The 24,483-nt window shown below is 71.0% G+C and carries 25 protein-coding genes; 9 read left to right on the top strand and 16 right to left on the bottom strand.

The genetic code is table 11. From position 1 onward, the window contains the following. Nucleotides 1–49: 49 nt before the first annotated feature. Both CP975_RS24735 and CP975_RS24730 read right to left on the bottom strand, forming a co-directional pair. Complete coding sequence (locus CP975_RS24735) at nucleotides 50–1,057, bottom strand: SDR family NAD(P)-dependent oxidoreductase (RefSeq protein ID WP_055528681.1); 1,008 nt, start codon at nucleotides 1,055–1,057, stop codon at nucleotides 50–52. Next, nucleotides 1,054–2,235 (bottom strand): UDP-N-acetylglucosamine--N-acetylmuramyl-(pentapeptide) pyrophosphoryl-undecaprenol N-acetylglucosamine transferase, encoded by a 1,182-nt coding sequence (locus CP975_RS24730; protein WP_055528679.1) that lies wholly within the window; start codon nucleotides 2,233–2,235, stop codon nucleotides 1,054–1,056. The genes CP975_RS24735 and CP975_RS24730 overlap by 4 nt, the downstream gene beginning before the upstream one ends. Before the next feature lie 64 nt (nucleotides 2,236–2,299). Between CP975_RS24730 and CP975_RS24725 the strand changes: the two genes are divergently transcribed. Together CP975_RS24725 and CP975_RS24720 are read left to right on the top strand one after the other, a co-directional pair. Next, the gene (locus CP975_RS24725) at nucleotides 2,300–3,043 is read left to right on the top strand and encodes a response regulator transcription factor (RefSeq protein WP_150477354.1); all 744 of its coding nucleotides are present in this window, start codon (nucleotides 2,300–2,302) and stop codon (nucleotides 3,041–3,043) included. Then, nucleotides 3,040–4,446 (top strand): sensor histidine kinase, encoded by a 1,407-nt coding sequence (locus CP975_RS24720; RefSeq protein WP_055528678.1) that lies wholly within the window; start codon nucleotides 3,040–3,042, stop codon nucleotides 4,444–4,446. Before CP975_RS24725 ends, CP975_RS24720 begins: the two co-directional genes overlap by 4 nt. 77 nt (nucleotides 4,447–4,523) lie before the next feature. On the opposite strand, the gene icmA is transcribed toward CP975_RS24720, so the two are convergent. The 3 genes from icmA to CP975_RS24705 form a co-directional block, all read right to left on the bottom strand. Continuing rightward, nucleotides 4,524–6,224, bottom strand: coding sequence for a coenzyme B12-dependent isobutyryl-CoA mutase large subunit (gene icmA / locus CP975_RS24715; RefSeq protein WP_055528676.1), 1,701 nt, complete (start codon nucleotides 6,222–6,224; stop codon nucleotides 4,524–4,526). A gap of 74 nt (nucleotides 6,225–6,298) precedes the next feature. After that, complete coding sequence (locus tag CP975_RS24710; protein WP_055528675.1) at nucleotides 6,299–6,631, bottom strand: DUF3817 domain-containing protein; 333 nt, start codon at nucleotides 6,629–6,631, stop codon at nucleotides 6,299–6,301. 66 nt (nucleotides 6,632–6,697) lie between these two features. Further along, the gene (locus CP975_RS24705; RefSeq protein ID WP_030789443.1) at nucleotides 6,698–7,207 is read right to left on the bottom strand and encodes a MarR family winged helix-turn-helix transcriptional regulator; all 510 of its coding nucleotides are present in this window, start codon (nucleotides 7,205–7,207) and stop codon (nucleotides 6,698–6,700) included. A gap of 185 nt (nucleotides 7,208–7,392) precedes the next feature. Here CP975_RS24705 and CP975_RS24700 point away from each other — a divergent pair, with 185 nt between their 5' ends. Next, nucleotides 7,393–8,433: a glycoside hydrolase family 6 protein gene (locus CP975_RS24700; protein ID WP_055528674.1), complete on the top strand. Its 1,041-nt coding sequence runs from the start codon at nucleotides 7,393–7,395 to the stop codon at nucleotides 8,431–8,433. An 18-nt stretch (nucleotides 8,434–8,451) separates the two neighbouring features. Here CP975_RS24700 and glxA read toward each other — a convergent pair whose 3' ends face one another. From glxA to CP975_RS24665, 7 genes are all read right to left on the bottom strand, one after another. After that, on the bottom strand, nucleotides 8,452–10,416 hold the full coding sequence (gene glxA / locus CP975_RS24695) for a radical copper oxidase GlxA (protein ID WP_055528712.1): 1,965 nt from the start codon (nucleotides 10,414–10,416) through the stop codon (nucleotides 8,452–8,454). A 12-nt stretch (nucleotides 10,417–10,428) separates the two neighbouring features. Beyond that, nucleotides 10,429–12,261, bottom strand: coding sequence for a glycosyltransferase family 2 protein (locus tag CP975_RS24690; protein ID WP_055528673.1), 1,833 nt, complete (start codon nucleotides 12,259–12,261; stop codon nucleotides 10,429–10,431). Nucleotides 12,262–12,785: 524 nt separating this feature from the next. Next, nucleotides 12,786–13,442, bottom strand: coding sequence for a TetR/AcrR family transcriptional regulator (locus tag CP975_RS24685; protein WP_055535276.1), 657 nt, complete (start codon nucleotides 13,440–13,442; stop codon nucleotides 12,786–12,788). After that, the gene (locus CP975_RS24680) at nucleotides 13,439–14,119 is read right to left on the bottom strand and encodes a DUF4166 domain-containing protein (RefSeq protein ID WP_055535274.1); all 681 of its coding nucleotides are present in this window, start codon (nucleotides 14,117–14,119) and stop codon (nucleotides 13,439–13,441) included. The genes CP975_RS24685 and CP975_RS24680 overlap by 4 nt, the downstream gene beginning before the upstream one ends. Next, a complete protein-coding gene (locus CP975_RS24675) occupies nucleotides 14,116–14,826 on the bottom strand; it encodes a hypothetical protein (protein ID WP_055535278.1) in 711 nt (236 codons plus the stop codon). Before CP975_RS24675 ends, CP975_RS24680 begins: the two co-directional genes overlap by 4 nt. Before the next feature lie 198 nt (nucleotides 14,827–15,024). Beyond that, on the bottom strand, nucleotides 15,025–15,318 hold the full coding sequence (locus CP975_RS24670; protein ID WP_055535271.1) for an MTH1187 family thiamine-binding protein: 294 nt from the start codon (nucleotides 15,316–15,318) through the stop codon (nucleotides 15,025–15,027). After that, nucleotides 15,315–15,659 (bottom strand): DUF3817 domain-containing protein, encoded by a 345-nt coding sequence (locus tag CP975_RS24665; RefSeq protein WP_055535270.1) that lies wholly within the window; start codon nucleotides 15,657–15,659, stop codon nucleotides 15,315–15,317. Before CP975_RS24665 ends, CP975_RS24670 begins: the two co-directional genes overlap by 4 nt. 170 nt (nucleotides 15,660–15,829) lie before the next feature. On the opposite strand from CP975_RS24665, the gene CP975_RS24660 reads away from it, so the two are divergent. The 4 genes from CP975_RS24660 (at nucleotide 15,830) to CP975_RS24645 (ending at nucleotide 18,552) form a co-directional block, all read left to right on the top strand. Then, complete coding sequence (locus CP975_RS24660) at nucleotides 15,830–16,468, top strand: AIM24 family protein (RefSeq protein WP_150477353.1); 639 nt, start codon at nucleotides 15,830–15,832, stop codon at nucleotides 16,466–16,468. A 1-nt stretch (nucleotide 16,469) separates the two neighbouring features. Then, on the top strand, nucleotides 16,470–17,153 hold the full coding sequence (locus tag CP975_RS24655; protein ID WP_055533346.1) for an AIM24 family protein: 684 nt from the start codon (nucleotides 16,470–16,472) through the stop codon (nucleotides 17,151–17,153). 8 nt (nucleotides 17,154–17,161) lie between these two features. After that, a complete protein-coding gene (locus CP975_RS24650) occupies nucleotides 17,162–17,956 on the top strand; it encodes an AIM24 family protein (RefSeq protein WP_055533412.1) in 795 nt (264 codons plus the stop codon). A 119-nt stretch (nucleotides 17,957–18,075) separates the two neighbouring features. Continuing rightward, a complete protein-coding gene (locus CP975_RS24645; RefSeq protein ID WP_055533348.1) occupies nucleotides 18,076–18,552 on the top strand; it encodes a MarR family winged helix-turn-helix transcriptional regulator in 477 nt (158 codons plus the stop codon). Nucleotides 18,553–18,583: 31 nt separating this feature from the next. Here CP975_RS24645 and CP975_RS24640 read toward each other — a convergent pair whose 3' ends face one another. Next, nucleotides 18,584–20,074, bottom strand: coding sequence for a sensor histidine kinase (locus CP975_RS24640; protein WP_055533350.1), 1,491 nt, complete (start codon nucleotides 20,072–20,074; stop codon nucleotides 18,584–18,586). Beyond that, nucleotides 20,071–20,736: a response regulator transcription factor gene (locus CP975_RS24635; RefSeq protein WP_055533352.1), complete on the bottom strand. Its 666-nt coding sequence runs from the start codon at nucleotides 20,734–20,736 to the stop codon at nucleotides 20,071–20,073. The genes CP975_RS24640 and CP975_RS24635 overlap by 4 nt, the downstream gene beginning before the upstream one ends. Before the next feature lie 151 nt (nucleotides 20,737–20,887). Between CP975_RS24635 and CP975_RS24630 the strand changes: the two genes are divergently transcribed. Beyond that, nucleotides 20,888–21,601, top strand: a complete 714-nt coding sequence (locus CP975_RS24630) for a PepSY domain-containing protein (protein ID WP_055533353.1) — start codon at nucleotides 20,888–20,890, stop codon at nucleotides 21,599–21,601. An 84-nt stretch (nucleotides 21,602–21,685) separates the two neighbouring features. On the opposite strand, the gene meaB is transcribed toward CP975_RS24630, so the two are convergent. Further along, nucleotides 21,686–22,642 carry a methylmalonyl Co-A mutase-associated GTPase MeaB gene (gene meaB / locus CP975_RS24625; RefSeq protein ID WP_055533354.1) on the bottom strand — a complete coding sequence of 319 codons (957 nt, stop codon included), beginning with the start codon at nucleotides 22,640–22,642 and terminating at the stop codon, nucleotides 21,686–21,688. 45 nt (nucleotides 22,643–22,687) lie between these two features. Then, nucleotides 22,688–23,890 (bottom strand): acetyl-CoA C-acetyltransferase, encoded by a 1,203-nt coding sequence (locus CP975_RS24620; RefSeq protein ID WP_055533356.1) that lies wholly within the window; start codon nucleotides 23,888–23,890, stop codon nucleotides 22,688–22,690. Between the two features lie 136 nt (nucleotides 23,891–24,026). Between CP975_RS24620 and mce the strand changes: the two genes are divergently transcribed. After that, nucleotides 24,027–24,467: a methylmalonyl-CoA epimerase gene (gene mce, locus CP975_RS24615; protein WP_055533358.1), complete on the top strand. Its 441-nt coding sequence runs from the start codon at nucleotides 24,027–24,029 to the stop codon at nucleotides 24,465–24,467. The last annotated feature ends 16 nt before the right edge of the window (nucleotides 24,468–24,483 follow it).

Below are 24,483 nucleotides of genomic sequence, written 5' to 3'. Positions count from 1 at the left end.
GGGCGCGGGGAACTGCGCGCCCAGCCCCCCACAACCCCGCACTCGCGACTCAGACCTGATACCGCTCAGGCGCGAACAGGCGCAGATTCTCGGCGACCCAAGCCGAGGTGTGCCGCAAACCCTCCCCGAGGGTGACCTGGGGCTCCCACCCCGCCCACTCCCGAGCCCGGGAGTTGTCCGAGAGAAGCCGCTCGACCTCGCTCCCGGCGGGGCGCAGCCGCGCGGGGTCGACGACCACGGACGCCTCCCGCCCCGACGCCACGATCAGCGCCTTCGCGAGGTCACCGATGGAGATCTCCCGGCCCACCCCCAGATTGACCGCGTGCCCGAGCGCCCGGTCGCACACCGCGAGCGCCATGAAGCCCCGTGCCGTGTCCGTCACGTACGTGAAGTCCCGCGTGGGCGTCAGCGAGCCCAGCTTGATCTCCCGCGCCCCCGCGTGCAGTTGGGCGAGAATCGTGGGGATCACGGCACGGGCCGACTGCCGCGGACCGTACGTGTTGAAGGGGCGCACCACCGTCACCGGCAGTTCGAAGGCGTGCCAGTGCGACAGCGCCATCATGTCGGCGCCGATCTTCGACGCCGAGTACGGCGACTGCGGCTGGAGCGGGTGGGACTCCGCGATCGGCGCTGTCAGGGCCGTCCCGTACACCTCACTGGTGGACGTGTGGACGAGCCGCCGCACGGAGTGCCGCCGGCACGCCTCCGCGACGTTCTCCGTGCCGACGACGTTCGTCTGGACGTACGCGCCCGGGGAGTCGTACGAGTACGGGATGCCGATGAGCGCGGCCAGATGGAACACCGTGTCGCACCCGGCGACCGCATCCATCACGCGCCCCGCGTCCCGCACGTCGCCCGCGATCATCTCGACCCGCGGATCACCGAGGAGATGCGCGAGGTGCCCCTTCTCCGCGTACGGCTTGTAGTGCACGAGGGCGCGGACCTTCGCGCCCTCCGCGAGCAGCAGGTCGACGAGCGTCGAGCCGATGAAGCCCTCGGCTCCGGTGACCAGGACCGTGCGGTCCTGCCAGGAGAAGGAAGAGGGGGACGTGTTCACGCGAACTCCAGGTGAGGTGTGGTGGGGGTGAGTCGAAGGACCCGTTCGGCCAGCAGGTCGGCGGCGTGGGCATGCGGCCCCGGATCCGCCGCGCCGCTCATCGCGGCGAGCCGCGCGGGGTCGGCGAGCAGCGGCCCGACCAGGGCCGCGAGCCGGTCGGCGGTGGTCTCGGCGTCGGGCAGCAGCAGACCGGCGCCCGCGTCGGAGAGCACGCGCGCGTTGTGGGTCTGGTGGTCGCCGGGCGCGTGCGGATAGGGCACGAGGACGGCGGGCACCCCGGTCGAGGCCAGCTCGGCGACGGTCGCGGAACCGGCACGGCAGACGACGAGGTCCGCGGCGGCGTAGGAGAGGTCCATGCGGTCGAGATAGGGGACGGCTCGGGCGATCGCGTCGCCGCCCGTGGACGCGAGCCGCGCCCGGGTCTCCTCAAGGGCCGCGGGACCGGTCTTGATCAGGAGGTGTACGTCGTCACGCCCCCGCCACCGCTCCGCGAGCCCGGCCGCCGCCTCGGTCAGCCGTGCCGCTCCCAGGCTGCCGCCGTTGAAGAGGATCATGCGGGCCCCGGCCGGTACGCCGAGCGCGCGCCGCGCCTCGTCACGCAGCGCGGTCCGGTCGAGCGCGGCCAGCGCGGCGGCGATCGGCATGCCGGTGGTGTACGCGCGTTCGCCGCCCGGCAGATGGGCGCGGCTGCGGTCGAAGGCGACCGCGATGTTCGAGGTGAGCCGGGCGGCGAACCGGTTGGCGCGGCCCGGCACGGCGTTGGACTCGTGGATGAGGCTCGGCAGGCCCGCCATGCGGGCGCCGACGATGACGGGGGCGCTCGGATAGCCGCCCATCCCGACGGCGACCTGCGCGCCCTGTTCGCGCAGGATGGTCCGGCACTGGGCCCCGGACCTCACCAGCGCGGCGGGCAGCAGATAGCGGCGGGCCCCGAGCGACGGGTCGAAGGGGATCATGTCGACGGTGTGCAGGCGGTACCCGGCGTCCGGTATGAGCCGCGTCTCCAGGCCCCGCTCGGTGCCGACGAAGGAGATCACCGCGCCCGGCACGGCCCGGCGCAGCGCGTCGGCGAGGGCGAGGCCCGGATAGATGTGCCCGCCCGTGCCGCCCGCGCCGATCACGACGGAGAGGCGGGAGTGCCCCGGGGCCGCGGCGCGGCCGGAGTGAGAGGTTCGCATGGCAATGGAGCATCACGAGAGGGTCTAAGAGGGTTTTAAGAGCCGCGTTTGGCACCTTTGACCCATGAGCTTCACGAGCGTGACCAGCAGGGGCGGGCCGCCGGGCGCGGACGGGCCTGCGCCGCACAGGATCCTCGTCGTGGACGACGACCCCGAGGTCCGCGCCGCCGTCGAGGACGCCCTGACGATCGAGGGCCATCTGGTGCGCGGCGCGGCCGACGGTCACCGCGCGCTGACGGCGGTGGCCCGCTGGGAGCCGGACCTGGTGGTCCTGGACGTGCTGATGCCGGTCATGGACGGCCTCGCCGTCTGCCGCCAGCTGCGGGCGGCCGGTGACCGGACGCCCGTACTCGTACTGACCGCCCTGGACTCGGTGAGCGAGCGCGTGGACGGCCTGGACGCGGGCGCCGACGACTATCTCGTCAAGCCCTTCGCCCTGGACGAGCTGGTGGCCCGCGTGCGGGCGCTGCTGCGGCGCGCGACCCCGGAGCGGCCCACGAGCGACGCCGACGACCTCTCGTACGGCGATCTGGTCCTGGATCCCGCCACCCGCACCGGCCGCCGGGGCGAGCGGCGCGTCGAGTTCAGCCGCACGGAGGCCGTCCTCCTCGAACTGCTGATGCGCAATGCCGGGCAGGTCCTGCCGCGCGAGCTGATCCAGCGGGCGGTGTGGGGCCGCGACTTCGGGCCCGACTCCAACTCCCTTGCCGTGTACGTCGGTTATCTGCGCCGCAAGCTGGAGTCGGGCGGCGAACCGCGGCTCGTCCACACCGTGCACGGCGTCGGCTACCGGCTGGGCTCCCCGTGAGCGGCCGGCGCGGGCTCGGCGCGCGCTGGCGGCGCCGCAGGCCGCTGCGCACCCGCCTCGCGGTGATGGCCGCGGCCGCCGTCGCGCTGGTGGCGCTCGGGGTGTGCGCCGCCGCGTTCTTCGTGATCCGCTACAAGCTGTACCAGCAACTGGACCAGAACCTCGCCCAGTCGGCGACCCTCATCGCCCAGCAGCACCGCGACGAGGGCCCCGGCGTGGTGACGGGCGAGTGCCGGTTCCTCGGCGCGCCCGCCTGCTCGCAGATCGTCCCCGCGGACTCGGCGAAGGACCCGGCGAAGCCGTATCTGCTGCCCGTCGCGGGGTCGACCCGTGCGGTCGCCGCGGGTCGACAGGCGCCGTACTACACGAACTTCACGCTGCCCGGCGGGAAGCCGGGGCGGATGTACACCACCACCTTCGGCGAGGGCGACGCCGTGCAGGTGGCCCTGCGGGCCGACATCGCCGAGCGCGGCGTGCGCCAGGCCGCGGCACTGCTCCTCGCGGTGGGCGGCGCGGGCGTCCTGCTCTCCGCGATCGGCGGCTACTGGGTCTCGCGCACCGGCCTCGCCCCGATCACCCGGCTCACCGCCACGGCGGAGCGCATCGCGGCCACCCGTGACGCCCGGCACCGCATCGAGCTGCCACCCGGGCCGCCGGGCCGCGAGGGCCACCCGGGCCGCCAGGATGAGGTCACGCGCCTCGCCGCCGCCTTCAACACGATGCTCGCCGAGCTGGAGGAATCCGTCACGGCCCGCCGCCGTCTGGTCGCCGACGCCTCCCACGAGCTGCGCACCCCGCTGACCGCACTGCGCACGAACGCCGAACTCCTCGCCCAGGCCGACCGCCTGACGCGGACTCAGCGCGAGCGGGCGTCGGGCGCGCTCGGCCGCCAGCTGCGCGAAGTCACCGGCCTGGTCAACGACTTGATCGAGCTGGCCAGGGAGGAGGAGCCGCAGCCCCTCCTGGAAGAGGTGCGGCCGGCCGAACTGGCCGCCCACGCGGTGGACGCGGCGCGCGGCCACTGGCCCGCGGTGCCCTTCACGCTCCAGATCTCGCCGGACGCGGCACACCTCAGTGTCCCCGGCGTACCGGCGCGGCTGTCCCGGCTGCTCACCAACCTCCTCGACAACGCGGCCAAGTTCAGCCCGCCGGGCACGCCCGTCGAGCTGACCCTTTCGGCCACGGACCTGACCGTGCGCGACCACGGCCCCGGCATCGCCGAGGAGGACCTGCCGTACGTCTTCGACCGCTTCTACCGCGCCGAGAAGGCCCGCGCGCTGCCGGGCTCGGGCCTGGGCCTCGCGATGGCCCGCCAGATCGCCCACGCGCACGGGGCGGAGCTGACGGCGGAACGGGCACCGGGCGGCGGCGCGCTGTTCCGCCTCACGCTGCCCGCACGCTAGATGGCGGATCGTGCGGTTTCCCCGGCCCGGTGGGAACTGCGCGAGCGGCCACGGCGGACCCGCGGACGCAGCGCCTACTAGAACCCCGGCGGCTCCACGTAGACCCCCCACTCATCGCGAAGCACCCCGCAGATCTCCCCGAGGGTCGCCTCGGCGCGGACCGCCTCCAGCATGGGGGCGATCATGTTCGAGCCGTCCCGCGCGGCAGCGAGCATCGCGTCGAGGCAGGACCGCACCCGGGCCTCGTCCCGCCCGGCCTTGCGCGCCCCCAGCTCCCGGACCTGCTCCCGCTCCACCTCGTGGCTGACCCGCAGGATCTCCAGGTCCCCGGTGACGGAACCCTCGTGGCAGTTGACGCCGACGACCCGCTTGTCGCCCTTCTCCAAGGACTGCTGGTACTGGAAGGCGGACTCGGCGATCTCACCGGTGAACCAGCCGTCCTCGATGCCCCGCAGGATGCCCGAGGTGATCGGCCCGATCGGGTGCTGCCCGTCGGGGCGGGCACGCCGTCCCCGCTCCTTGATCTGCGCGAAGATCTTCTCCGCCTCGGCCTCGATGCGGTCGGTGAGCTGCTCGATGTACCAGGAGCCGCCCAGCGGGTCCGCCACGTTGGCGACGCCGGTCTCCTCCATGAGGACCTGCTGCGTGCGCAGCGCGATCTCGGCGGCCTGCTCGCTGGGCAGGGCGAGGGTCTCGTCGAGGGCGTTGGTGTGCAGCGAGTTGGTGCCGCCGAGCACCGCGGCGAGGGCCTCGACGGCCGTACGCACGACGTTGTTGTACGGCTGCTGGGCGGTGAGGGAGACACCCGCGGTCTGCGTGTGGAAGCGCAGCCACTGGGCCTTGTCGGTCTTGGCGCCGTACTCCTCGCGCAGCCAGCGGGCCCAGATGCGACGCGCTGCGCGGAACTTCGCGATCTCCTCGAAGAAGTCGACGTGGGCGTCGAAGAAGAAGGAGAGGCCGGGCGCGAAGACGTCGACGTCGAGGCCCCGGCTGAGCCCCAGCTCCACGTAACCGAAGCCGTCCGCGAGGGTGTACGCCAGCTCCTGCGCGGCCGTCGCCCCGGCCTCGCGGATGTGGTAGCCGGAGACCGAGAGCGGCTTGTACGCGGGGATGTCGCGCGCGCAGTGCTCCATCAGGTCGCCGATGAGGCGCAGGTGCGGCTCGGGCTGGAAGAGCCACTCCTTCTGCGCGATGTACTCCTTGAAGATGTCGGTCTGGAGCGTGCCGTTCAGAACGCCCGGGTCGACGCCCTGGCGCTCGGCGGCGACCAGGTACATGCAGAAGACGGGCACGGCGGGGCCGCTGATCGTCATGGAGGTCGTCACGTCGCCGAGCGGGATGTCCTTGAAGAGGACCTCCATGTCGGCGGCGGAGTCGATGGCCACGCCGCAGTGCCCGACCTCACCGAGCGAGCGGGGGTCGTCGGAGTCGCGGCCCATGAGGGTGGGCATGTCGAAGGCCACGGAGAGGCCGCCGCCGCCGTTGGCCAGGATCATCTTGTAGCGCTCGTTCGTCTGCTCGGCGTTGCCGAAGCCGGCGAACTGGCGGATGGTCCAGGTCCTGCCCCGGTATCCGGTGGCGTAGAGCCCGCGCGTGAAGGGGTACTCCCCGGGCCAGCCGATCCGCTCGAACCCGTCGTACGTGTCCCCGGGGCGCGGCCCGTAGACGGGGTCGACCGGGTCGCCGGAGAGCGTGGTGAAGTCCGCGTCGCGCTTGCGGGCCTTGTCGTAACGGGCCTGCCAGCGGCGGCGGCCTTCCTCGATCGCGTCAGCGTCCATACCTTCGAATTTACTAGGACGTCCTAGTAAAAGTCGATGGCTGACCGCCGTACGAATGCGTACGGCGGCAGGTGTTACGCCTTCGCGGTGACCGGGGAGCCGTCGGTGATCAGCGGCTCGACGTCACGGGCGACCTTGCGCTCGACGAAGAACGCGGCCGTCGGGATCGTGCCGGAGACCAGCACCCACAGCAGCTTGCCGAACGGCCACTTCGCCTTGGAGCCCAGGTCGAAGGCGAAGATCAGGTAGATGATGTAGAGCACGCCGTGCACCTGCGACACGACGAGCGTCAGACCCTCGCCCTTGTCGAAGCCGTACTTGAACACCATGCAGGCGCACAGCACGAGCAACATGACGGCGGTGACATAGGCCATCACCCGGTAGCGGGTCAGCACGCTTCGCTTCATGCCTACGAGCGTAACGGCCCGTCTCGCGTGATCTTCGCCGCCCCCGCCCGAGCGGAACGGAGGCCTCTACTTCTCCTCGAAGTCCTGCGCGGCGATCCGCAGGGGCCGCAGCATCGCGAAGATCTCCCCGCACTCCTCCGCGTCGTACACCCCGAGCCCGAAGTCCATCGCCATCAGCTCGCGCGTGGCCGCCTCGACGACCTCGCGGCCCTTCTCCGTGATGGACGCGAGCGTGCCCCGGCCGTCGTTGGGGTTCGGGCGCTTGTCGACGAGGCCGGACCTCACGAGCCGGTCGACGGTGTTGGTCACGGACGTGGGATGCACCATCAGCCGCTCGCCGATCTTGGACATCGGCAGCTCACCGGCCTGCGAGAAGGTGAGCAGCACCAGCGCCTCGTAGCGCGCGAAGGTCAGCCCGTACGGCTTGACGACCGCGTCGACCTCGGCGAGCAGGATCTGGTGCGCGCGCATGATCGAGGTGATCGCACCCATGGCCGGGACCGATCCCCAGCGCTGCTTCCAGAGCTCGTCGGCGCGGGCGATGGGATCGAAGGGGAGGCTGAGCGGCTTCGGCACGCCAAAGACCTTACCCGCCGGTCATATGGTGGTCAGCCCCGTCTCGCAATTCGGGCGTACGTTCCCTGAACGCCCCCGGTCGGCCCGCCGCGCACAGCGCCCCCGGTGTCGCACAGGAGGATGATTCGCCCTATATGCAACGATTGCCGGGCTGACTGACCGTCACCGTCGCCCAAGGGGTCTGGATGCACCGGCTGCTCCGCACGTTCACGGCACTCGCGGCTCTCACCGCCCTCGGGCTCACGGCGGGCTGCTCGTCGGGGTCCGGGTCCGAGGCCGGCCCCGCCAGGACCAAGGGCGCGGGCGCAGCCTCCGGTCCCTCGACCGCCGCCGCGAAGGCCCCGCCCAACACGTTCTGGGTCGACCCCGACAGCCCCGCCGCCCGCCAGGTCAAGGAGTGGGAGGCGCAGGGCCGCGCCCAGGACGCCGAGACGCTCAAGCGGATCTCCGAACAGCCGCTGGCCGTGTGGCCGGCCGGGGACGACCCCGCGGCCGACGTCAGGGCGGCGACCGCCGGTGCGGAGAAGGAGGGCCGCACGGCGGTGCTCGTGGCGTACAACATCCCGCACCGCGACTGCGGCCAGCACTCCGCGGGCGGCGCGAACAACGCCGACTACTACCGGAACTGGGTGGACACCTTCGCCGACACGATCGGCAGCGCCCCCGCCGTGGTCATCCTGGAACCCGACGCCATCCCGCACATCGTGGACGGCTGCACCCCGGCCGAGTACCACGCCGACCGCTACCAGCTGCTCTCCGAGGCGATCCAGCGGTTCAAGCGGCAGCCGAAGGTGAAGGTGTACCTCGACGCGGGGAACCCCGGCTGGATCACGGACGCGGACAAGCTCTCCGAACCGCTGCGCCAGGCGGGCATCGCGCGGGCCGACGGCTTCTCGCTGAACGTCTCGAACTTCCAGAGCGACGAGGTCATCAAGAAGTACGGCCGCACGCTGTCGGCGACGGTCGGCGGCAAGCACTTCGTGATGGACACCAGCCGCAACGGCAAGGGCCCGCTGGCGGGCGACCGGCAGGACGCCTGGTGCAACCCGCCGGGCCGGGGCCTCGGCACCCCGCCCACCGACCGCACGGGCGACCCGCTCGTCGACGCCGTCCTGTGGATCAAGCGCCCGGGCGACTCGGACGGCCCGTGCCGGGGCGGCCCGGCGGCGGGGCAGTGGTGGCCGGACTACGCCCTGGGCCTCGCGCGCAACGCGAAGGCGGCGTGAGGCCCGGGTCCGCCCGGGTCACTCCTGGCCCACGTGGATCCACTTGGCCTGCGAGGACGTGCCGTCCCTGTCCGTGACGAAGAGCATGTACCAGCCGGGCGGGACCAGCGCCGCGTCCCGCTGGGGGACGTCCACCGTCACCGCCCCCTTGCCCTTGGTCAGCCCCAGCGCGATCGAACGCTGCTCGACGTCCGTGGTGTGCGTCACCGCGCTGGGCCGCATCAGACGGGCCGAGACGATGTTCTCGGGGCGGTCGGTGCGGAACGTCGCACGGCCGTCCGCCGCCAGCTGCTCCGGGCCCTCGCCGAGGACCGGGCGGGTCTTGCCGCCCTTGTGCAGCGCGGGCGGGGTGAAGATCTCCATGCGCTGCTCGAAGTGGCCGAGCTTGGTGTTCTGCTCGTTGTCGAAGAGCGGGTCCGAGCCGAAGGTGACGACCCGGCCGTCGGGCAGGAGCAGCGCCTCGGAGTGGTAGTTGCGGCCCACCTTGGGCGCCGCGGCCGCGCGGAAGACGTTCTGCTTGGGGTCGTAGAACTGCGCCTTGAGGATGTTGCTGGCGCCGCGGCCCCGGTAGTCGGAGGAGCCGTTGGAGGTGAACACCGAGTCGTCCGGCATGATCACGCTGTTCAGGTAGCGGGTGCCCTCCGGGAGCTGGGGCCCGGTCTTGAAGGACGGGTTGGCCTCCTTGAGGTCGATCACGGCGGTGCGGCGCGTCGCCTTGTCCGACTCGCCCACTCCCCCGCCGCCCAGGATCATCACCTTCTGGTCCTGCGCGGGCGGCAGCAGCACCGACGCGGACGTCTCGGTCTGGTCGACGTCGGTCAGCCCGGGGACCTTCTCGAACTTGTTCGTCCTCAGGTCCCACAGGCCCGGCTCGCGACCCTTGTCCGCCGGTCCGTAACCGGCGTTGGACGCGGGGTAGAAGAGCTTGCCGCCCTTGGTGAGGAAGAGCGCGGGGTAGGTCGGGAAGTACCGCTTGGGGCCGTCGGTCCACTTCTTCGTTTTCGGGTCGTAGATCTCGTTGTCGCCGGGGTCGATGACGCCGACGTCGTCGAGACCGGAAACGGCGAGCACCTTGCCGTCCTCGAGGCCGACCAGCGTCGGGTACCAGCGGGCCTTCTTCATCGGGTCGACGGGGACGTACCGCTCGGCCCTCGGGTCGAACTCGTACGCGGCCTTGATGCCCTGGAAGTCCTGCTTCTCCATGTCGATCTTCTCGGCGATGCCGTACGTGTTGTCGGCCTCGTCACCGGTCAGGCCCTCGATCTCGTACTGCGCCTGCTTGTCGTTGACCGACTGGGGGCCCGGCTCCAGCGCCTCGACGAAGACCCGTGCCTCGCTCGCCTTGACCTTCGTCTTCCAGGGCTGCATCGCGCCGGCCTTGGAGTACGTGATCTCGTAGTCCCGCTTGGCCTTCGGCACCTCGACGTCGAACTTGCTGACGTACTCGATGCCGGACGGCGAGCGGAACTTGGTGCCCTTCTTGAGGATGATGGCCTTGTCGGGGTTCTCGTTCTTGACCCGCATGCCACCGCCGGCCCGCTCGACCTCGCCGTCGAGCAGTTCGTAGCGCGCGGTGCCGCCCGCGACCAGGAGCCGCCCGTCGGGGAGCTGGGCGTGCCCGGCGCAGAAGAAGTCCTCGGGGGTGTCGATCCTCTTGAAGGTGTTCCGCACCGGGTCCCACAGGACCGTGTCGAACGACCCCGCGTCGAACTTCTTCTGTTCGTTGCCCGAGCCCGCGACGATCAGCACCTTGCCGGTGTGCAGAAGTGCGGCGTGGATGGCGTTGGTGCGGAACTCCTTGGGGATGTCGACCTGCTTCCAGGAGCCGTACTTCGCCTTGTAGCCGGGCCGGGAGATCTTGTACTCGTAGTACTGCTCCTCGGCGAAGGAGAGCGCGGCGGGGGCGTTCAGGCCGACGAGCAGGGCGCCCGCGCCGACTCCGATGAGTGTCTTCCTCGTACGCCGCGAGGGTCGGTAGGCCATGGGTGCCATGGGTCAGTTCCCTCCTGTCGTCGTGCCGGTGGCGAAGGCGGGCTCCGGCTCGCCCTCCGCGTCCGGGGCGGACTGCCCGGCCGCGCGCCGCTCCCGTGCCGTCTGGCGGGCCGTTCTGCGCTCCGTGGCGAGGGTGAAGGTCCACACCGCGACCGGGGCCAGCGAGATGGCCATCGCGAGGACGGCCCAGGTGCGCATCGCCACGTGGGTGTGGCCGAGCACGAAGGAGGCGATCAGGGAGGAGGCGAGTATCGCCGCCCAGAAGAGGTGGATGCGGAAGGTCAGCAGCCGGTCCGGGCTGGCGTCGCCGCCCTTCGGCGTGACCACGAAGCGGCTCGGGCGGCGGACGACGGCCGCGCCGAGGGACTTGGCGTAGATGGGGGCGGAGAGCGCCGACATCGCCATGCCCGCGAGGCCTCCGGAGCCCTCGGGCTCGTGCGGGGAGACGTTGTGGCGGCGGTTCCAGAGGTAGAGGCCGATCTGGAGGGCGGCCGCGTCGCTGTAGAGCATCAGCCACACGGAGGCCGCCACCTGCGTGCCGGACGCGCCGAACCACAGGAAGAGGACGCAGCTGAGGATGCCGAGCAGCCAGTTGACCGCCGTCATCGGGTAGTACACGAGCATCATCGTGTACGAGAACAGGCGCCCGGGCGGCATCGTGAACGGCGCCTTCCAGTACTGCTTGAACAGCGTCTCGTACGTGCCGCGCGACCAGCGCATCTGCTGGGTGAAGAAGTCCGTCCAGGAGGCCGGTCCCTCGCCGACGGCCAGCACGTCGGGGGTGTAGACCGAGCGCCAGTGCTGCTGGGTGGCGGGGTTGCGGCGGCGGTGCAGCTCGAAGCCGGTCGCCATGTCCTCGGTGATCGAGTCGTACAGGCCGCCTATCTGCGTGAGCGCCTTGATGCGTACGACGTTGTTGGTGCCGACGAACATGGGCGCGCGGTAGCGGTTGCCCGCTCGCTGGATCAGCGCGTGGAAGAGGAACTGCTGGGACTCGGCGGCCTTGGTGACGGGGGTGGTGTAGTTCCCGTAGACCTGCGGTCCGACCACGAACGCGATGTCCGGGTCACGGAAGTACCCCATCATCCGCTCCAGGAAGTTGGGGAGCGGGACGTGGTCCGTGTCGACGGAGGCGAAGAAGTCGTACTCCGCGTGGTGCATCGCCAGCCAGGCGTTGTAGTTGCCGTGCTTGGTGCGGGCCTTGTGCGGGCCCTTCGCGCGGTTCCACTCCGGGACGCCGAGGCGCGTGAAGTGCCGGACGCCGAGTTCTTCGCAGAGCGCCTTGGCGTCGGGGTCGTTCCCCTCGTCCAGGAGCCATACGTCCAGGGGGCCCGTGTGGTGTATCCGGACGGCCCCTTCGAGGGTGGCCCGGACCATGGAGAGGGGCTCCTTGCCGGGCACGTACGTGGTGAGGAAGGCGACGCGGGTGCCCTTCTCCGGGTACACCGGGACCGGGTCCCTCGCGACCATCGTCGCGTGTGCGATCGATATGACGTTGACCAGCATGAAGAGTTCGATCAGGCCGATCGCCGCGAGCATCGTGACGTCGAGTCCGATGAGCCAGCGTTCGCCGCCCTCGCGTTCGGTCCAGTGCGTGGGCCACACGAGGTAGACGAGCAGGAGCCCGGTGAGTATCGGGGCCAGCGTCATCAGGAGCACGGCGCGTATTCGGTGGGGCTCGGAGGAGAGCAGCTTGCGGTACTGGACCCGATAGCCGCCTGCGCCGCCGTTTTTGCCGCTCTTGCCGTCCTTGCCGTCCTTGCCGCCGTGTGGCTCGGTGAGCGGTCCGGCGAGCGTGCTGTGGGTGTCGTAGTCGTAGCCCTCCGGCTGCCGCACAGCGCCCTCCAGTGTTCTGGTGAATCGAACGAGCCGATACCCCCACAAAAGGGGGTTTTCGTCGGCGTGTCGAACCGGGTACGTCCGTGCGAGGGGTTTTGGGGCGGGGGGTTGCGGGGGTGGGGGGCGTGTGGGTGGGGGCGTGTGGGTGGGGTGGGAGTGGGCCGTGTCGTGAAGTGCGGGTGGGGGCCGGGGTCGCGCCTGGCTCGTCGGTGGGGCGGGGCCGCGGCGGTATGTCCGTCCTCGCCATCTTGGCGTCGGCGCCTTTTCGCTGTGCCGGAGCTGCTCCACTGTGCTCCGGGCGGACATACCGCCACGTCCCCTCCGGTCTCGACGGCGGCTGCGGACCGGTGCCACCCAGCAGACCCAGCGCGGTGAACGACCGCCCCTACCCAGCAGGCCGGTGCCGGGCAAACGGGTGGGTGGGAGACATCCGCCGCGGAGCGGCGGGCCAGGGCCCCCGCGTCGCGAGGCGAGGACACCAGCCAAGCGGCAAGCCGCGGCACGGGGGCGAAGGCGCCGGCTCAGGGCCGGGAAGACCGGCGGAGCCGATGGCGGACCGCCCGCTGCGCGAGGGGGCCGAGGTCCTCGACCGCACCCACCAGGAGGGACAGCTGCTCCAGCGACGCGAGCGCCCGCTCGGTGCCGACGGGGTCGACCCCTTCGTACAGCTCCAGCCCCACGAAGGACGCCGCCACCGCCCGGGCAAGTCCCACGACATCCGTGAACTCCCCGAGCGGAGACGCCGCAAGGACCCGCGCCAGAACCTTCTCGATCTCCTCGACCCAGAGCGCGAGCCCCGCCGCGGTCGCCGCCGCGAGCCGAGGCTGCGTCTGCGCGCCCGCGAGCAACTGCCCGAGGACCGCCACGTGCCCGGCCTCCCGCTCCTCCTCGTGCATCTCCCGCCCGAAGGCGAGCAGTTCGGAGAGGGAGCCGATCCCGGCGAGGCGGTCGCGGTAGAGGGCCACGCGCTGCTCGGTCCCGTACCGGCACGCCGCCGCGAGCAGTTCGTCGACGGAACCGAAGTGGTAGAAGACCAGCGCCTGGTTGACCCCCGCGGCGGCGGCGATGCTGCGCGCCGACGTCTTGGCGATGCCCTGCTCCGTGAGCGTCCGCAGCGCACCGTCGAGAAGCTTCTCGCGCGTCTCCCGCCCCTTGTCGGGGTCCTTGGCGGCGCTCACGCCCGCGCCTCCTCGCGAACGGGCCGCAGCCCGGCCCGCACCCCGCACGTACGGACGTCCGTATACGTCGCCCGGAAGGACCCCTCGTACCCGAAGAGCGGCCCGAAGCGCCGGTTGACGACGCGGACCCGGATGCGGAAGCACCCCGCGTCATCGTCGTAGGACTCGCGCACCTCGGCATCGCCGCCGATCAGCGAGGGAACGCGGCAGTCCACCGGCCCCTCCCGGAACCGGTGCTCTCCGGAGCGGATCACGAGCGAGCCGTCGGGCTCCGCCCGGAAGTGCAGGTCGCTGGCGAGGTGCTGGTGCGTGCCGAGGTAGTCGAGCACGCGGTCACCCTTGGGGCTCAGGACCATCTGGGCGTCGAATCGGCGGGGCCCGCCGGGCAGGTCGAAGGTGCGCACGAAGGTCACCGTCTCACGGCCGTACGTGTCGGCGTACGGCACGTTCTCGATCACGAAGGGGACGTCGCGGCCCTGGCGCGGGACGAGGATGTTGCGGGTTCCGCCGACCGCGAGGAACGGCTTCACGAAGCCCCGGCCGTGCCAGATCCGGTCCATCACGCCCCGCCCGGTGCAGGCCTCGCCGCTCTCCAGACCGACGGAGAAGCGACGCCGGAGCTGCGGGTGGAGCCGGCGGAAGTCGGCGCCCATCACGGTTTCGAAGATCGAGGTCATGGCTGCGGCTCCGTGGCGGTGGCGGGGGTGGACAGGATGCGCGGGGCACGCGCGCGTGCCGGTGGGGTGCGCAGGCAGCGGCGGGCGGCCGGGGTGGTGGGCAGCGGCGGCAGGATCAGCGCGAGCGCGGCGGCCGCGAGGGCCGTCACGGGGAGGAAGAGGACGGCTGCCGCCACGCACAGCACGCGCAGGACGACCTCCGCGAGGGCGTTCACCAGGGCGCGTTCGGGGGTGATGTCCCGCTCCAGCCAGAGTCTGAGGCGGTCGAACGACCAGGCGGTGGCCCAGCCCATCAGCGGGCGGAGGAACGCGCGGTCGGCGAGCGCGCCGAAGCGGCCCCAGCGCGGCCGGTAGTCGTATCCGGTGAGGAAGCGGATGCCGTCGCCGTCGGGCGCGGGTACGTAGCGCCAGTAGCCGCTGCCCTCTTCGAGGAGGGAGAGCGGGTGGGGCGAGGCGAAGCGCAGGGCGGACGTCCGCGTGCCGTCGGGGCGCCGCCTCTCCCCCGCGCTGACGCCGGTGCCGGCGATCGTGAGGAAGGGCAGTACGCGCGTGGCGTACCGGAAGTGCTGCTGCTCGCCCTCCCGGCACGGCAGGTAGGCGATCTCGGTGAAGCGCAGGTCCCAGCGCTGGTGCGAGCCCGGCTCCTGGGTGCGCTCCCACAGGTCGTCGAGATCGGCACGTATCCGTGCCTCGATATACAGGCTCACCCTGAACCCCCACGTCAGCGCCTTCTTGAGCGACTGCTCAAGTGGACGGTACAACTGTTTGAGCACTCGCTCAAGTTCGCGTACGCAGGAAGCAGGAAGGTGGGACCGGGAGGCAGGAAAGTGGCACAGGAAAGCCCCCGCCCAGGAGGGCGGGGGCTTGCGAGGCGCACGGAGGCGGACCTACACGGAGAGGCGGACCTAGGCGGAGAGGTGGCGCTCCACCGTCTCGACCTTGGAGGTGAGACCGTCCGTCATCCCGGGGCGGATGTCCGCCTTCATGACGACGGAGACGCGGGGCGCCCGCGCCTCCACGGCGGCGACGGCGCGCTTGACGACGTCCATGACCTCGTCCCACTCGCCCTCGACGGAGGTGAACATCGCGTCGGTCTTGTTCGGCAGGCCCGACTCGCGGACGACGCGGACGGCGTCGGCCACGTACTCGCCGACGTCCTCACCGACGCCGAGCGGGGTCACGGAGAAGGCGACGATCATGCGTTGACGATCCCTTCCTTGCGGGCGCGCGACGCGATCACCGCGGACTCGGCCTCGCGCTTCAGCTTGCGTTCGGCGAAGAAGCCGCCGGTCGGCAGGACGGAGAGGACGAAGTACAGGGCGGCGGTCTTGAGGTCCCACTTCGTGCGGTTCCAGGCGTCCAGCCAGAAGATCACGTACAGCACGAAGAGCACGCCGTGGATCATGCCCATCGCCGGCACGGCGTTGAACTCCGTGGTCCGCTTGAGCACCGAGCAGACGAGCAGCAGCAGGAAGGAGACGGCCTCGGGGGCCGAGACCAGGCGGAGGCGGCGGAGTGCGGAAGCGGTCTTGATGTCCACGGGTCACCTTCGGTGGGGTGGGGGCGGCGGGAGGGGGCTGCGCGCTCGGCGGCGCCGATCTTGTGAACGCGCGCACAAGCGACCCCCATTGTGACATCGGGGGGTTCTCGGGGTTCGCTCAGGGGCGTTCACCCTGTTCTGGGCGGGTACGCGGGGGCTACCGTCGATTCGTGGCTACGTTCCGGCTCCAAGGGAGCAGAGTGCTCGCCGTCGACATGACCGGCGACGCCGTGAAAGCGAAGAACGGCTCGATGGTCGCCTACGACGGCCAGATGGCCTTCAAGAAGATGTCCGGCGGCGGCGAGGGCATCCGCGGCATGGTGACGCGCCGCGTGACCGGCGAGCAGATGACGGTGATGGAGGTGAAGGGGCATGGCACCTGCTGGTTCGCCGACCGCGCCACCGAGATCAATCTGGTGGAGCTGCGCGGCGAGAAGCTGTACGTCGAGGCGGGCAATCTGCTGTGCACCGACGCCGGCCTGCGCACCGGCACCAGCTTCACGGGCCTGCGCGGCGCGACACAGGGGAACGGCCTGTTCACCACGACCGTCGAGGGCACGGGCCAGGCGGCGATCGTCTCCGACGGCCCCGCGGTGGTGCTGCGCGTCTCCCGGCAGTATCCGCTGACGGTCGACCCGGGCGCGTACATCGCGCACCAGGGGGACGTCCGCCAGAGCTTCCAGTCCGGCGTCACCTTCCGCACGTTCATGGGCGAGGGCGGCGGCGAGGCCTTCCAGATCCGCTTCGAGGGCGACGGCCTCGTCTACGTACAGCCCAGTGAGCGCACCACGATCGCGGGGGATGTCTGACATGCCTTTCCGGCAGATCAACTCGAAGATGGTCGAGGCGACGGTCACCCCGGGAGCCAAGATCTTCAGTCAGCGCGGCGCCATGCTGGCCTATCGGGGAGACGTCTCGTTCACGCCCAACCTCCAGGGCGGGCAGGGCGGTCTGGCGTCCATGATCGGGCGCCGGGTCGCGGGCGAGGCGGCCCCGCTGATGACGGTCGAGGTCCACCAAGGCCCTCACGGCCGGGCGGGCACCCCCACCGGGACGGTCCTGTTCGGGCACGGCGGCCACCACATCCAGGTGATCGAGCTGTCCGGAGACACCCTGTACGTGGAGGCGGACCGCCTGCTCGCCTTCGACGGCACGCTCCAGCAGGGCACGATGTTCATGGGCTCCCAGGGCGGCGTCATGGGCATGGTGCGCGGCCAGGTCACCGGCCAGGGCCTGTTCACCACGACCCTGAAGGGTCACGGCGCGGTCGCCGTCATGGCGCACGGCGGGGTGATCGAGGTGCCGATCACCCCGCAGCGCCCGGTCCATGTCGACCCCCAGGCCTATGTGGCGCACCACGGCGACGTGCGCAACAAGCTCTCCACAGCGCTGGGCTGGCGCGACATGGTGGGCCGGGGCTCCGGAGAGGCGTTCCAGCTGGAGCTGTCGGGAAGCGGCACGGTGTACGTCCAGGCCTCGGAGGAGAAGCTGTGAATCCCCGCATCTCGACCCCGGCGGGCGCGCCCGCGGTCCTCGACCCCCTGACGCTGCCGAGCGACGACAACGTCAACGCGTACACCTTCTGCGTGGAGCTCAAGGGAAGCCAGTGGTTCCTACAGAAGGGGAAGATGATCGCCTACTACGGGCGGATCGACTTCAACGGCATAGGGCACGGCCGTCTCGACCGCCTGGTACGGACGAGTTTTCATTCGCCGCTGCACGCAAGTGACTGGGTCGTGGCGGACGGCCAGGGCAAGATGCTCCTCGCCGACCGGGCCTTCGACGTGAATTCGTACGACCTCGATGAGGGCAACCTGACCATTCGCTCGGGCAACCTCCTCGCTTTTCAGCCAACTCTCGCTCTGAAGCAATCGATCGTTCCGGGCTTCCTGACACTCATCGGAACCGGAAAGTTCGTGGCCGCGTCGAACGGTCCGGTGGTGTTCATGGAACCCCCGATCCGCGTCGATCCACAGGCGCTCGTGGGGTGGGCCGACTGCCCTTCACCGTGCCATCACTATGACCACGGTTACCTCACCGGTGTGATCGGGGGCATGCGGGCGCTGACCGGCATCGGCGGCACCTCCGGAGAGGAGCACCAATTCGAGTTCGTGGGCGCCGGCACGGTGCTGCTCCAGTCGTCCGAGGCGCTGCTGCCCGAGCAGGCCGCCGGAGGGGTGCCGGACCAGGCAGGGGTGCCGGGTGGGAGGAGCGCTCCCACTCAACCGGGGCAGCAATCCGGTGCACCGCGTCTTCCCGGACAACTGGGGGACCTCCAGCGTCGCTTCGGGCTGTGAGCGGTAGTCTGCGGAGTGTGACGGCGAACGCCTGTACCCCTCCCCGCGACCAGGGGATGCGAGGCGCGTCACATCCCACCATTCGTTCACCTTTCAACTTCTTAGGTAGAATCGATTCCATGGAGACCGAGACGGCCCCGCAGTGGCTGACCGACGAGGAACAGTGCGCTTGGCGCACCCACGTGGAGGTCAACAGGATGCTGACATATCAGCTCGAAAAGGACCTTCAGCCGTTCAACCTGACCATGAACGACTACGACATTCTCGTGCATCTCTCCGAATCGGAAGAGCTGCGGATGCGCATGAGCGATCTCGCCGCCGCCACCCTCCAGTCCAAGAGCCGCCTGTCCCACCAGATCACCCGTATGGAGAACGCGGGCCTGGTGCGCCGTGAGAACTGCGAGTCCGACCGGCGCGGCCTCTACACCGTCCTCACCGAGGAGGGCATGGAGACCATGCAGAAGGTGGCCCCGCACCACGTCGCCTCCGTGCGGCGGCACTTCGTCGACCTCGTCTCCCCCGAGGCGCTCACCGAACTGCACAAGGCCCTGACCCCGATCGCGGAACACCTGCGCTCCCAGCGCGGCAAACCCTGACCGCTCCCGCGGCCGCCGGTCGTGACGTCACTCAATCCGCCGAGGACTGGGGGGCGGGCAACCGGAGCTCGAAGAGCGCACCCCCGGACGGCGCCTCCCTGACCCCCAGAGTGCCGCCGTGCCGCGCCGCCACGTCCCGGGCGATCGCGAGGCCCAGACCGGCCCCGCCCTCGTCGCGGGTCCGCGCGTCATCCAGACGTACGAACCGCTCGAAGATCCGCTCCCGCTCACCCGGGGGCACTCCGCTCCCGTCATCGGACACCTCAAGGACCGCCCACGCGCCATCGGCCCGGGTGGTGACCGTGACGCGGGAGACCGCGTGCCGTTGCGCGTTGTTCAGGAGGTTGCCGAGCACCCGCGCCAACTGGCCGCGGGAGCCAGCGACTTCCACGCTCGTCAGGTCCGTGTGTACGTCGACGCGGTTCCGCGTGCGCTGCGACAGCTCCTCGCGGACGAAGGCCGCCAGGTCGACGCGTGCCTCGCCGGGCTTCTCGCCCGCGTCGAGGCGGGCGAGAAGCAGCAGGTCGGCGGCGAGCCCCTGAAGCCGCACGGTGTCCTCCACGGCGCCGTCGACGTCCAGCAGCTCCGGGTGGGCGGCGCCGACCTCGAGCTGGGTGCGGAGCGAGGCGATGGGGCTGCGCAGTTCGTGCGAGGCGTCCGCCACGAAGCGCCGCTGGCGCTCCACGGAGGTCTGTAGGGCGGTCAGCGTCTCGTTCGTGGTGCGGGCGAGGCGGGCGATCTCGTCGTGCGTGTCCGGCTCGGGCACGCGGCGCGCGAGGTCCTCCGACGCGGTGATCGCGGACATCTCCGCGGTGATCGCGGCCACCGGGCGCAGCGCGCGGCGCGTCACCAGCCAGGTGACGCCCGCGACGACACCGAGCAGCAGGGGGAAGCCGATGAGCATGGACGTCAACGCCGTCGAGACCGCGCTCTGTTCGTCGGTGAGCGAGCCGCCCGCGTAGACGGTGAGGTCGCCCTTGTCCTCCGTGCTCACCTCGACGGCGGCGAAGCGGTAGTCGGCGCTCTCGCCGTCGACGGTGGCGGAGCCGCCGGTGTACTCGGCGTCGCCGTCGATCTCACCGCGCTCGGCGGCCTCGGCGGGGTCGGCCGCGTCGCTGCTCTCCGCGCTCTCCGTGCCGTCACCGTCCTCGTCGCCCTCCTCGCCACCGTCCTTGCCCCCGGACTGCTTCGCGGCGGCGGCACCGGGCTTGACCGCGTCGGTCCCGGTGCCGCTGATCCGCTCCAGGTCCTCGCTGGCGGCCACCAACCTCCCGTCCTCGTCGACCACTTGGACCGGGGCGTCCTCGCCGTCCGGCAGGTCGAGATCGTCGTACGCCCGGCCCGTCGCGAGCTGGGAGGCGACCTCGCGGGCAGCGGAGTCGGCGCGGCCGTCCGCCTGGCCGGTGAGGTTGGTGCGCAGCGAGAGCAGCACGGCGGCGCCCGCCGCGACCAGGGCGAGGGCGACGACCAGGCTCGCGCCGAGGGTGGCCCGGGCGCGCACGGAACCGAACAGCCGCGTCACCGCGGGGCCTCCAGACGGTAACCGGCGCCGCGCACCGTCCTGATGAGGGCCGCGCCCAGCTTGCGGCGCAGCGTGCTCACGTACACCTCGACGATGTTCGGGTCCCCTTCGTACGCGAAGTCCCAGACGTGCTCCAGGATGTCGCCCTTGGAGACGACCTCCCCGGCCCGCAGCACCAACTGCTCCAGGACCGCGAACTCCTTCGCGGTGAGGGTGACTTCGTCCTCGCCGCGGAAGACGCGGCGCGCGGCCGTGTCGACCCTCAGGTCGCCCAGCGTGTGGAGGGGCGACGGGCCGCCGTTGCCGCGGCGGCGCAGCAGGGCCTTCACGCGGGCCACGAGCACGACGTACGAGAACGGTTTGGTGAGGTAGTCGTCGGCGCCCGTGTCCAGGCCCTCCGCCTCGTCGTACTCGCCGTCCTTGGCGGTGAGCATCAGGATCGGCACGTCGTTGCCCGCGGCGCGGAGCGTGGAGCAGATGCGGTAGCCGTTCATGCCGGGCAGCATGATGTCGAGGACGACCAGGTCGTACGTGCCCTCGCTCGCGCGGTGCAGTCCGTCGACGCCGTCGTGGACGACGTCGACGGCGTAGCCCTCGGCGGTCAGGCCCTTGGCGAGCGACAGGGCCAGCCGCTTCTCGTCCTCCACGATCAACAAACGCATGCGTTCAGGGTGGCAGAGCGAACCTGAAGAGTTCTTCAGGCGGCTTCAGCTTCCGTTCAGGATCGTTCAGCCAGATTGGTCCTCGTAGCAAGCGAACGGCAGCGGCCCCCGGGCCGCGGCACACTCGCCCCCGTCTCTGGAGGAATCCCTCATGAAGCGCAACATCGTCATCGCCACCGTCGCCGCCGCGGCCCTGATCACGGGAGGCACCGCCACCGCCCTCGCGACCACCGGCGACGACGAGACGGCCGCCAAGCAGTCGAGCGTCCAGGTGAAGGACAACGACCGCAAGGACGACGACGGCCAGGGCGACGACCGCGACGACGCCGACGACGCCGCCGAGAACACCGCCGAGGCCAAGGCCGCCAAGGTGACGGCCGCCGACGCGATCAGGGCGGCGCTCGCGAAGACCCCCGGCACCGCGGTCTCCGCCGAGCTGGACGAGGAGGACGGCGGCCTGGTCTGGGGCGTCGACATCCTGAAGGGCGGCACCTGGCACGAGGTCGAGGTCGACCCCGGCACCGGCAAGGTGCTCGGCACCTGGGTCGACAAGGACGACGACGGTGACGACGCCGCCGACGCCGCCCGGGTGAACTCCGCGCTCAAGGGCGCGTCCACCAGCGCCGAGGACGCCGCGCGCGCCGGCGCCGACAAGGGCACGGTGACCTCCGTGGACCTGGACGACGACGGCACCTCGGGCGCCTGGGGCGTGGAGACCACGGGCGCCAAGGGCGCCGAGTCCGAGTGGAACGTCGACCTGAAGACCGGCAAGGTCACGGCGGACCGCAACGATGACCACGACGACCAGGCCGACCAGGCCGACGACGACCGCGACGACCAGGCCGAGGACGGCTCGGACGACTGACCGCCGGCACCACACACATCCGCCTCGGGGGCGGCGTCCTTGGACGCCGCCCCCGAGGCGTCTTCCGTGCGGATGCGGCTCAGGTCATCCCGCGGTGACCCCGTCGACCAGCTCATCGGCCGCCGCATAAGGGTCAAGCTCCCCCGCGACGATCCGCTCCGCCAGCGAGGAGAGCCGCCGGTCCCCGTGGACGGACCCGATCCGCTCACGCAGCGCGGTGACCGCGATCGTCTCGACCTCCCGGGAGGCACGGGAGACCCGCCGCTCGGCGAGGACCCCCCGCTCCTCCATCCACGCCCGGTGCTTCTCCAGCGCCTCGACGACCTCGTCGATGCCCTCGCCCCGCGCCGCGACCGTCTTCACGATGGGCGGCCGCCAGTCGCCGGGCCCCCTCGACTCCCCGAGGCCGAGCATGTGGTTCAGCTCCCGCGCGGTCGCGTCCGCGCCGTCCCGGTCCGCCTTGTTGACGACGTACACATCACCGATCTCCAGGATCCCGGCCTTGGCCGCCTGGATACCGTCGCCCATGCCCGGCGCGAGCAGGACCACCGAGGTGTCCGCCTGCGAGGCGATGTCCACCTCGGACTGCCCGACACCGACGGTCTCCACCAGTACGACGTCGCAGCCCGCCGCGTCCAGCACGCGGATCGCCTGCGGCGCGGCCCATGCGAGCCCGCCGAGGTGGCCGCGCGTGGCCATGGAGCGGATGTAGACGCCGGGGTCGGACGCGTGTTCGGACATCCGCACCCGGTCACCGAGGAGCGCGCCCCCGGAGAAGGGTGACGACGGGTCGACGGCGAGTACGCCGACCCGCTTCCCGGCCCGCCGGTAGGCGCTGACCAGAGCGGACGTGGAGGTGGATTTGCCGACACCGGGCGATCCGGTGATCCCGACCACGTACGCGTGTCCCGCCAATGGAGCAAGCGCCGCCATCACTTCGCGCAGCTGCGGCGACGCCCCCTCGACCAGTGAGATCAGCCGGGCCACGGCCCGCGGCCTGCCCTCGCGGGCCTGCGCCACCAGGGAGGGGACGTCCTGCATGAGACAGCTCCGTTCGCTACGTACGGGACGGGACGACCGGCGGGGTCAGCCCTTCGCCACCTTGAGGATCAGCGCGTCGCCCTGGCCACCGCCACCGCACAGCGCCGCCGCGCCCACACCGCCACCGCGCCGCTTCAGCTCCAGGGCGAGGTGCAGCACGACACGCGCGCCGGACATCCCGATCGGGTGACCCAGCGCGATGGCCCCGCCGTTGACGTTCACCTTTTCCGAGGACACTCCGAGGTCCTTCATTGACTGCACCGCGACGGCGGCGAAGGCCTCGTTGATCTCGATGAGGTCCAGGTCCGCGACGTCCAGGCCCTCCTTCTTCAGGGCGTGCCGGATGGCGTTGGACGGCTGCGACTGGAGGGAGTTGTCCGGGCCCGCCACGTTGCCGTGCGCGCCGATCTCCGCGATCCAGTCCAGGCCCAGCTCCTCGGCCTTGGCCTTGGACATGACGACGACCGCCGCGGCGCCGTCGGAGATCTGCGAGGCCGTGCCCGCGGTGATCGTGCCGTCCTTGGCGAAGGCGGGGCGCAGCTTGCCGAGGGACTCGGCGGTGGTCTCGGGGCGGATGCCCTCGTCCTTGGAGAAGAGCACCGGGTCGCCCTTGCGCTGCGGGATCTCGACCGGTGTGATCTCGGCCTCGAACAGGCCGTTCTTCTGCGCGGCGGCGGCCCGCTGGTGCGAGAGGGCGGCGATCTCGTCCTGCTCGGGGCGGGCGATGCCGAGGCGGCTGTTGTGCTTCTCGGTGGACTCGCCCATGGCGACGCCCTCGAAGGAGTCGGTCAGACCGTCGTACGCCATCGAGTCGAGCATCTCGATCGCGCCGTACTTGTGGCCCTCGCGCGACTTGGGGAGCAGGTGCGGGGCGTTGGTCATCGACTCCTGGCCGCCCGCGACGACGATGTCGAACTCGCCCGCGCGGATCAGCTGGTCGGCGAGCGCGATCGCGTCGAGGCCCGACAGACACACCTTGTTCACGGTGAGCGCGGGGACGTTCATCGGGATGCCCGCCTTGACGGCGGCCTGGCGCGCCGGGATCTGCCCCGCCCCGGCCTGGAGCACCTGGCCCATGATCACGTACTGGACCTGGTCGCCGCCGATGCCGGCGCGGTCGAGCGCGGCCTTGATCGCGAAGCCCCCCAGGTCCGCACCCGAGAAGGACTTCAGGGAGCCGAGCAGGCGGCCCATGGGCGTGCGCGCGCCCGCGACGATCACTGAGGTGGTACCGGACGTTCGAGACATGTGCCACGGCCCCTTGGGAGGAGGAGTTAACGAGGGTTTATCTGAATGTACTGAGCAGTACCCCGTGCGTCATCGGGCGGCGGGTGTGATCGCGCGCACGTTGCGTAATCACCGCATGAAGCGCTGCACTTGAAGCATGCTGACGCGAATCGACCACATCGGGATCGCCTGTTTCGACCTCGACAAGACCGTCGAGTTCTACCGGAAGACGTACGGATTCACGGTCTTCCACACCGAGATCAACGAAGAGCAGGGTGTGCGCGAGGCCATGCTCAAGATCAACGAGACCAGTGACGGAGGTGCCTCCTACCTCCAGCTCCTCGAGCCCACGCGGGACGACTCCGCGGTGGGCAAGTGGCTGGCCAAGAACGGCGAGGGCGTCCACCACATCGCCTTCGGCACCGCGGACGTGGACGGCGACGCCGCGGCCATCAAGGACAAGGGCGTCCGGGTGCTGTACGACGAGCCGCGGATCGGCTCCATGGGGTCCCGCATCACGTTCCTCCACCCCAAGGACTGCCACGGAGTTCTGACCGAACTCGTCACTTCGGCGCCCTCCGAGACACCGGAGCACTGACCTCCGTATATCTGGG

The sequence above is a fragment of the Streptomyces alboniger genome (assembly GCF_008704395.1).
Lineage (GTDB): Bacteria > Actinomycetota > Actinomycetes > Streptomycetales > Streptomycetaceae > Streptomyces > Streptomyces alboniger.
Note: the sequence above shows the minus strand (reverse complement) of the source record. Positions and strands in the feature narration are given on the sequence as shown.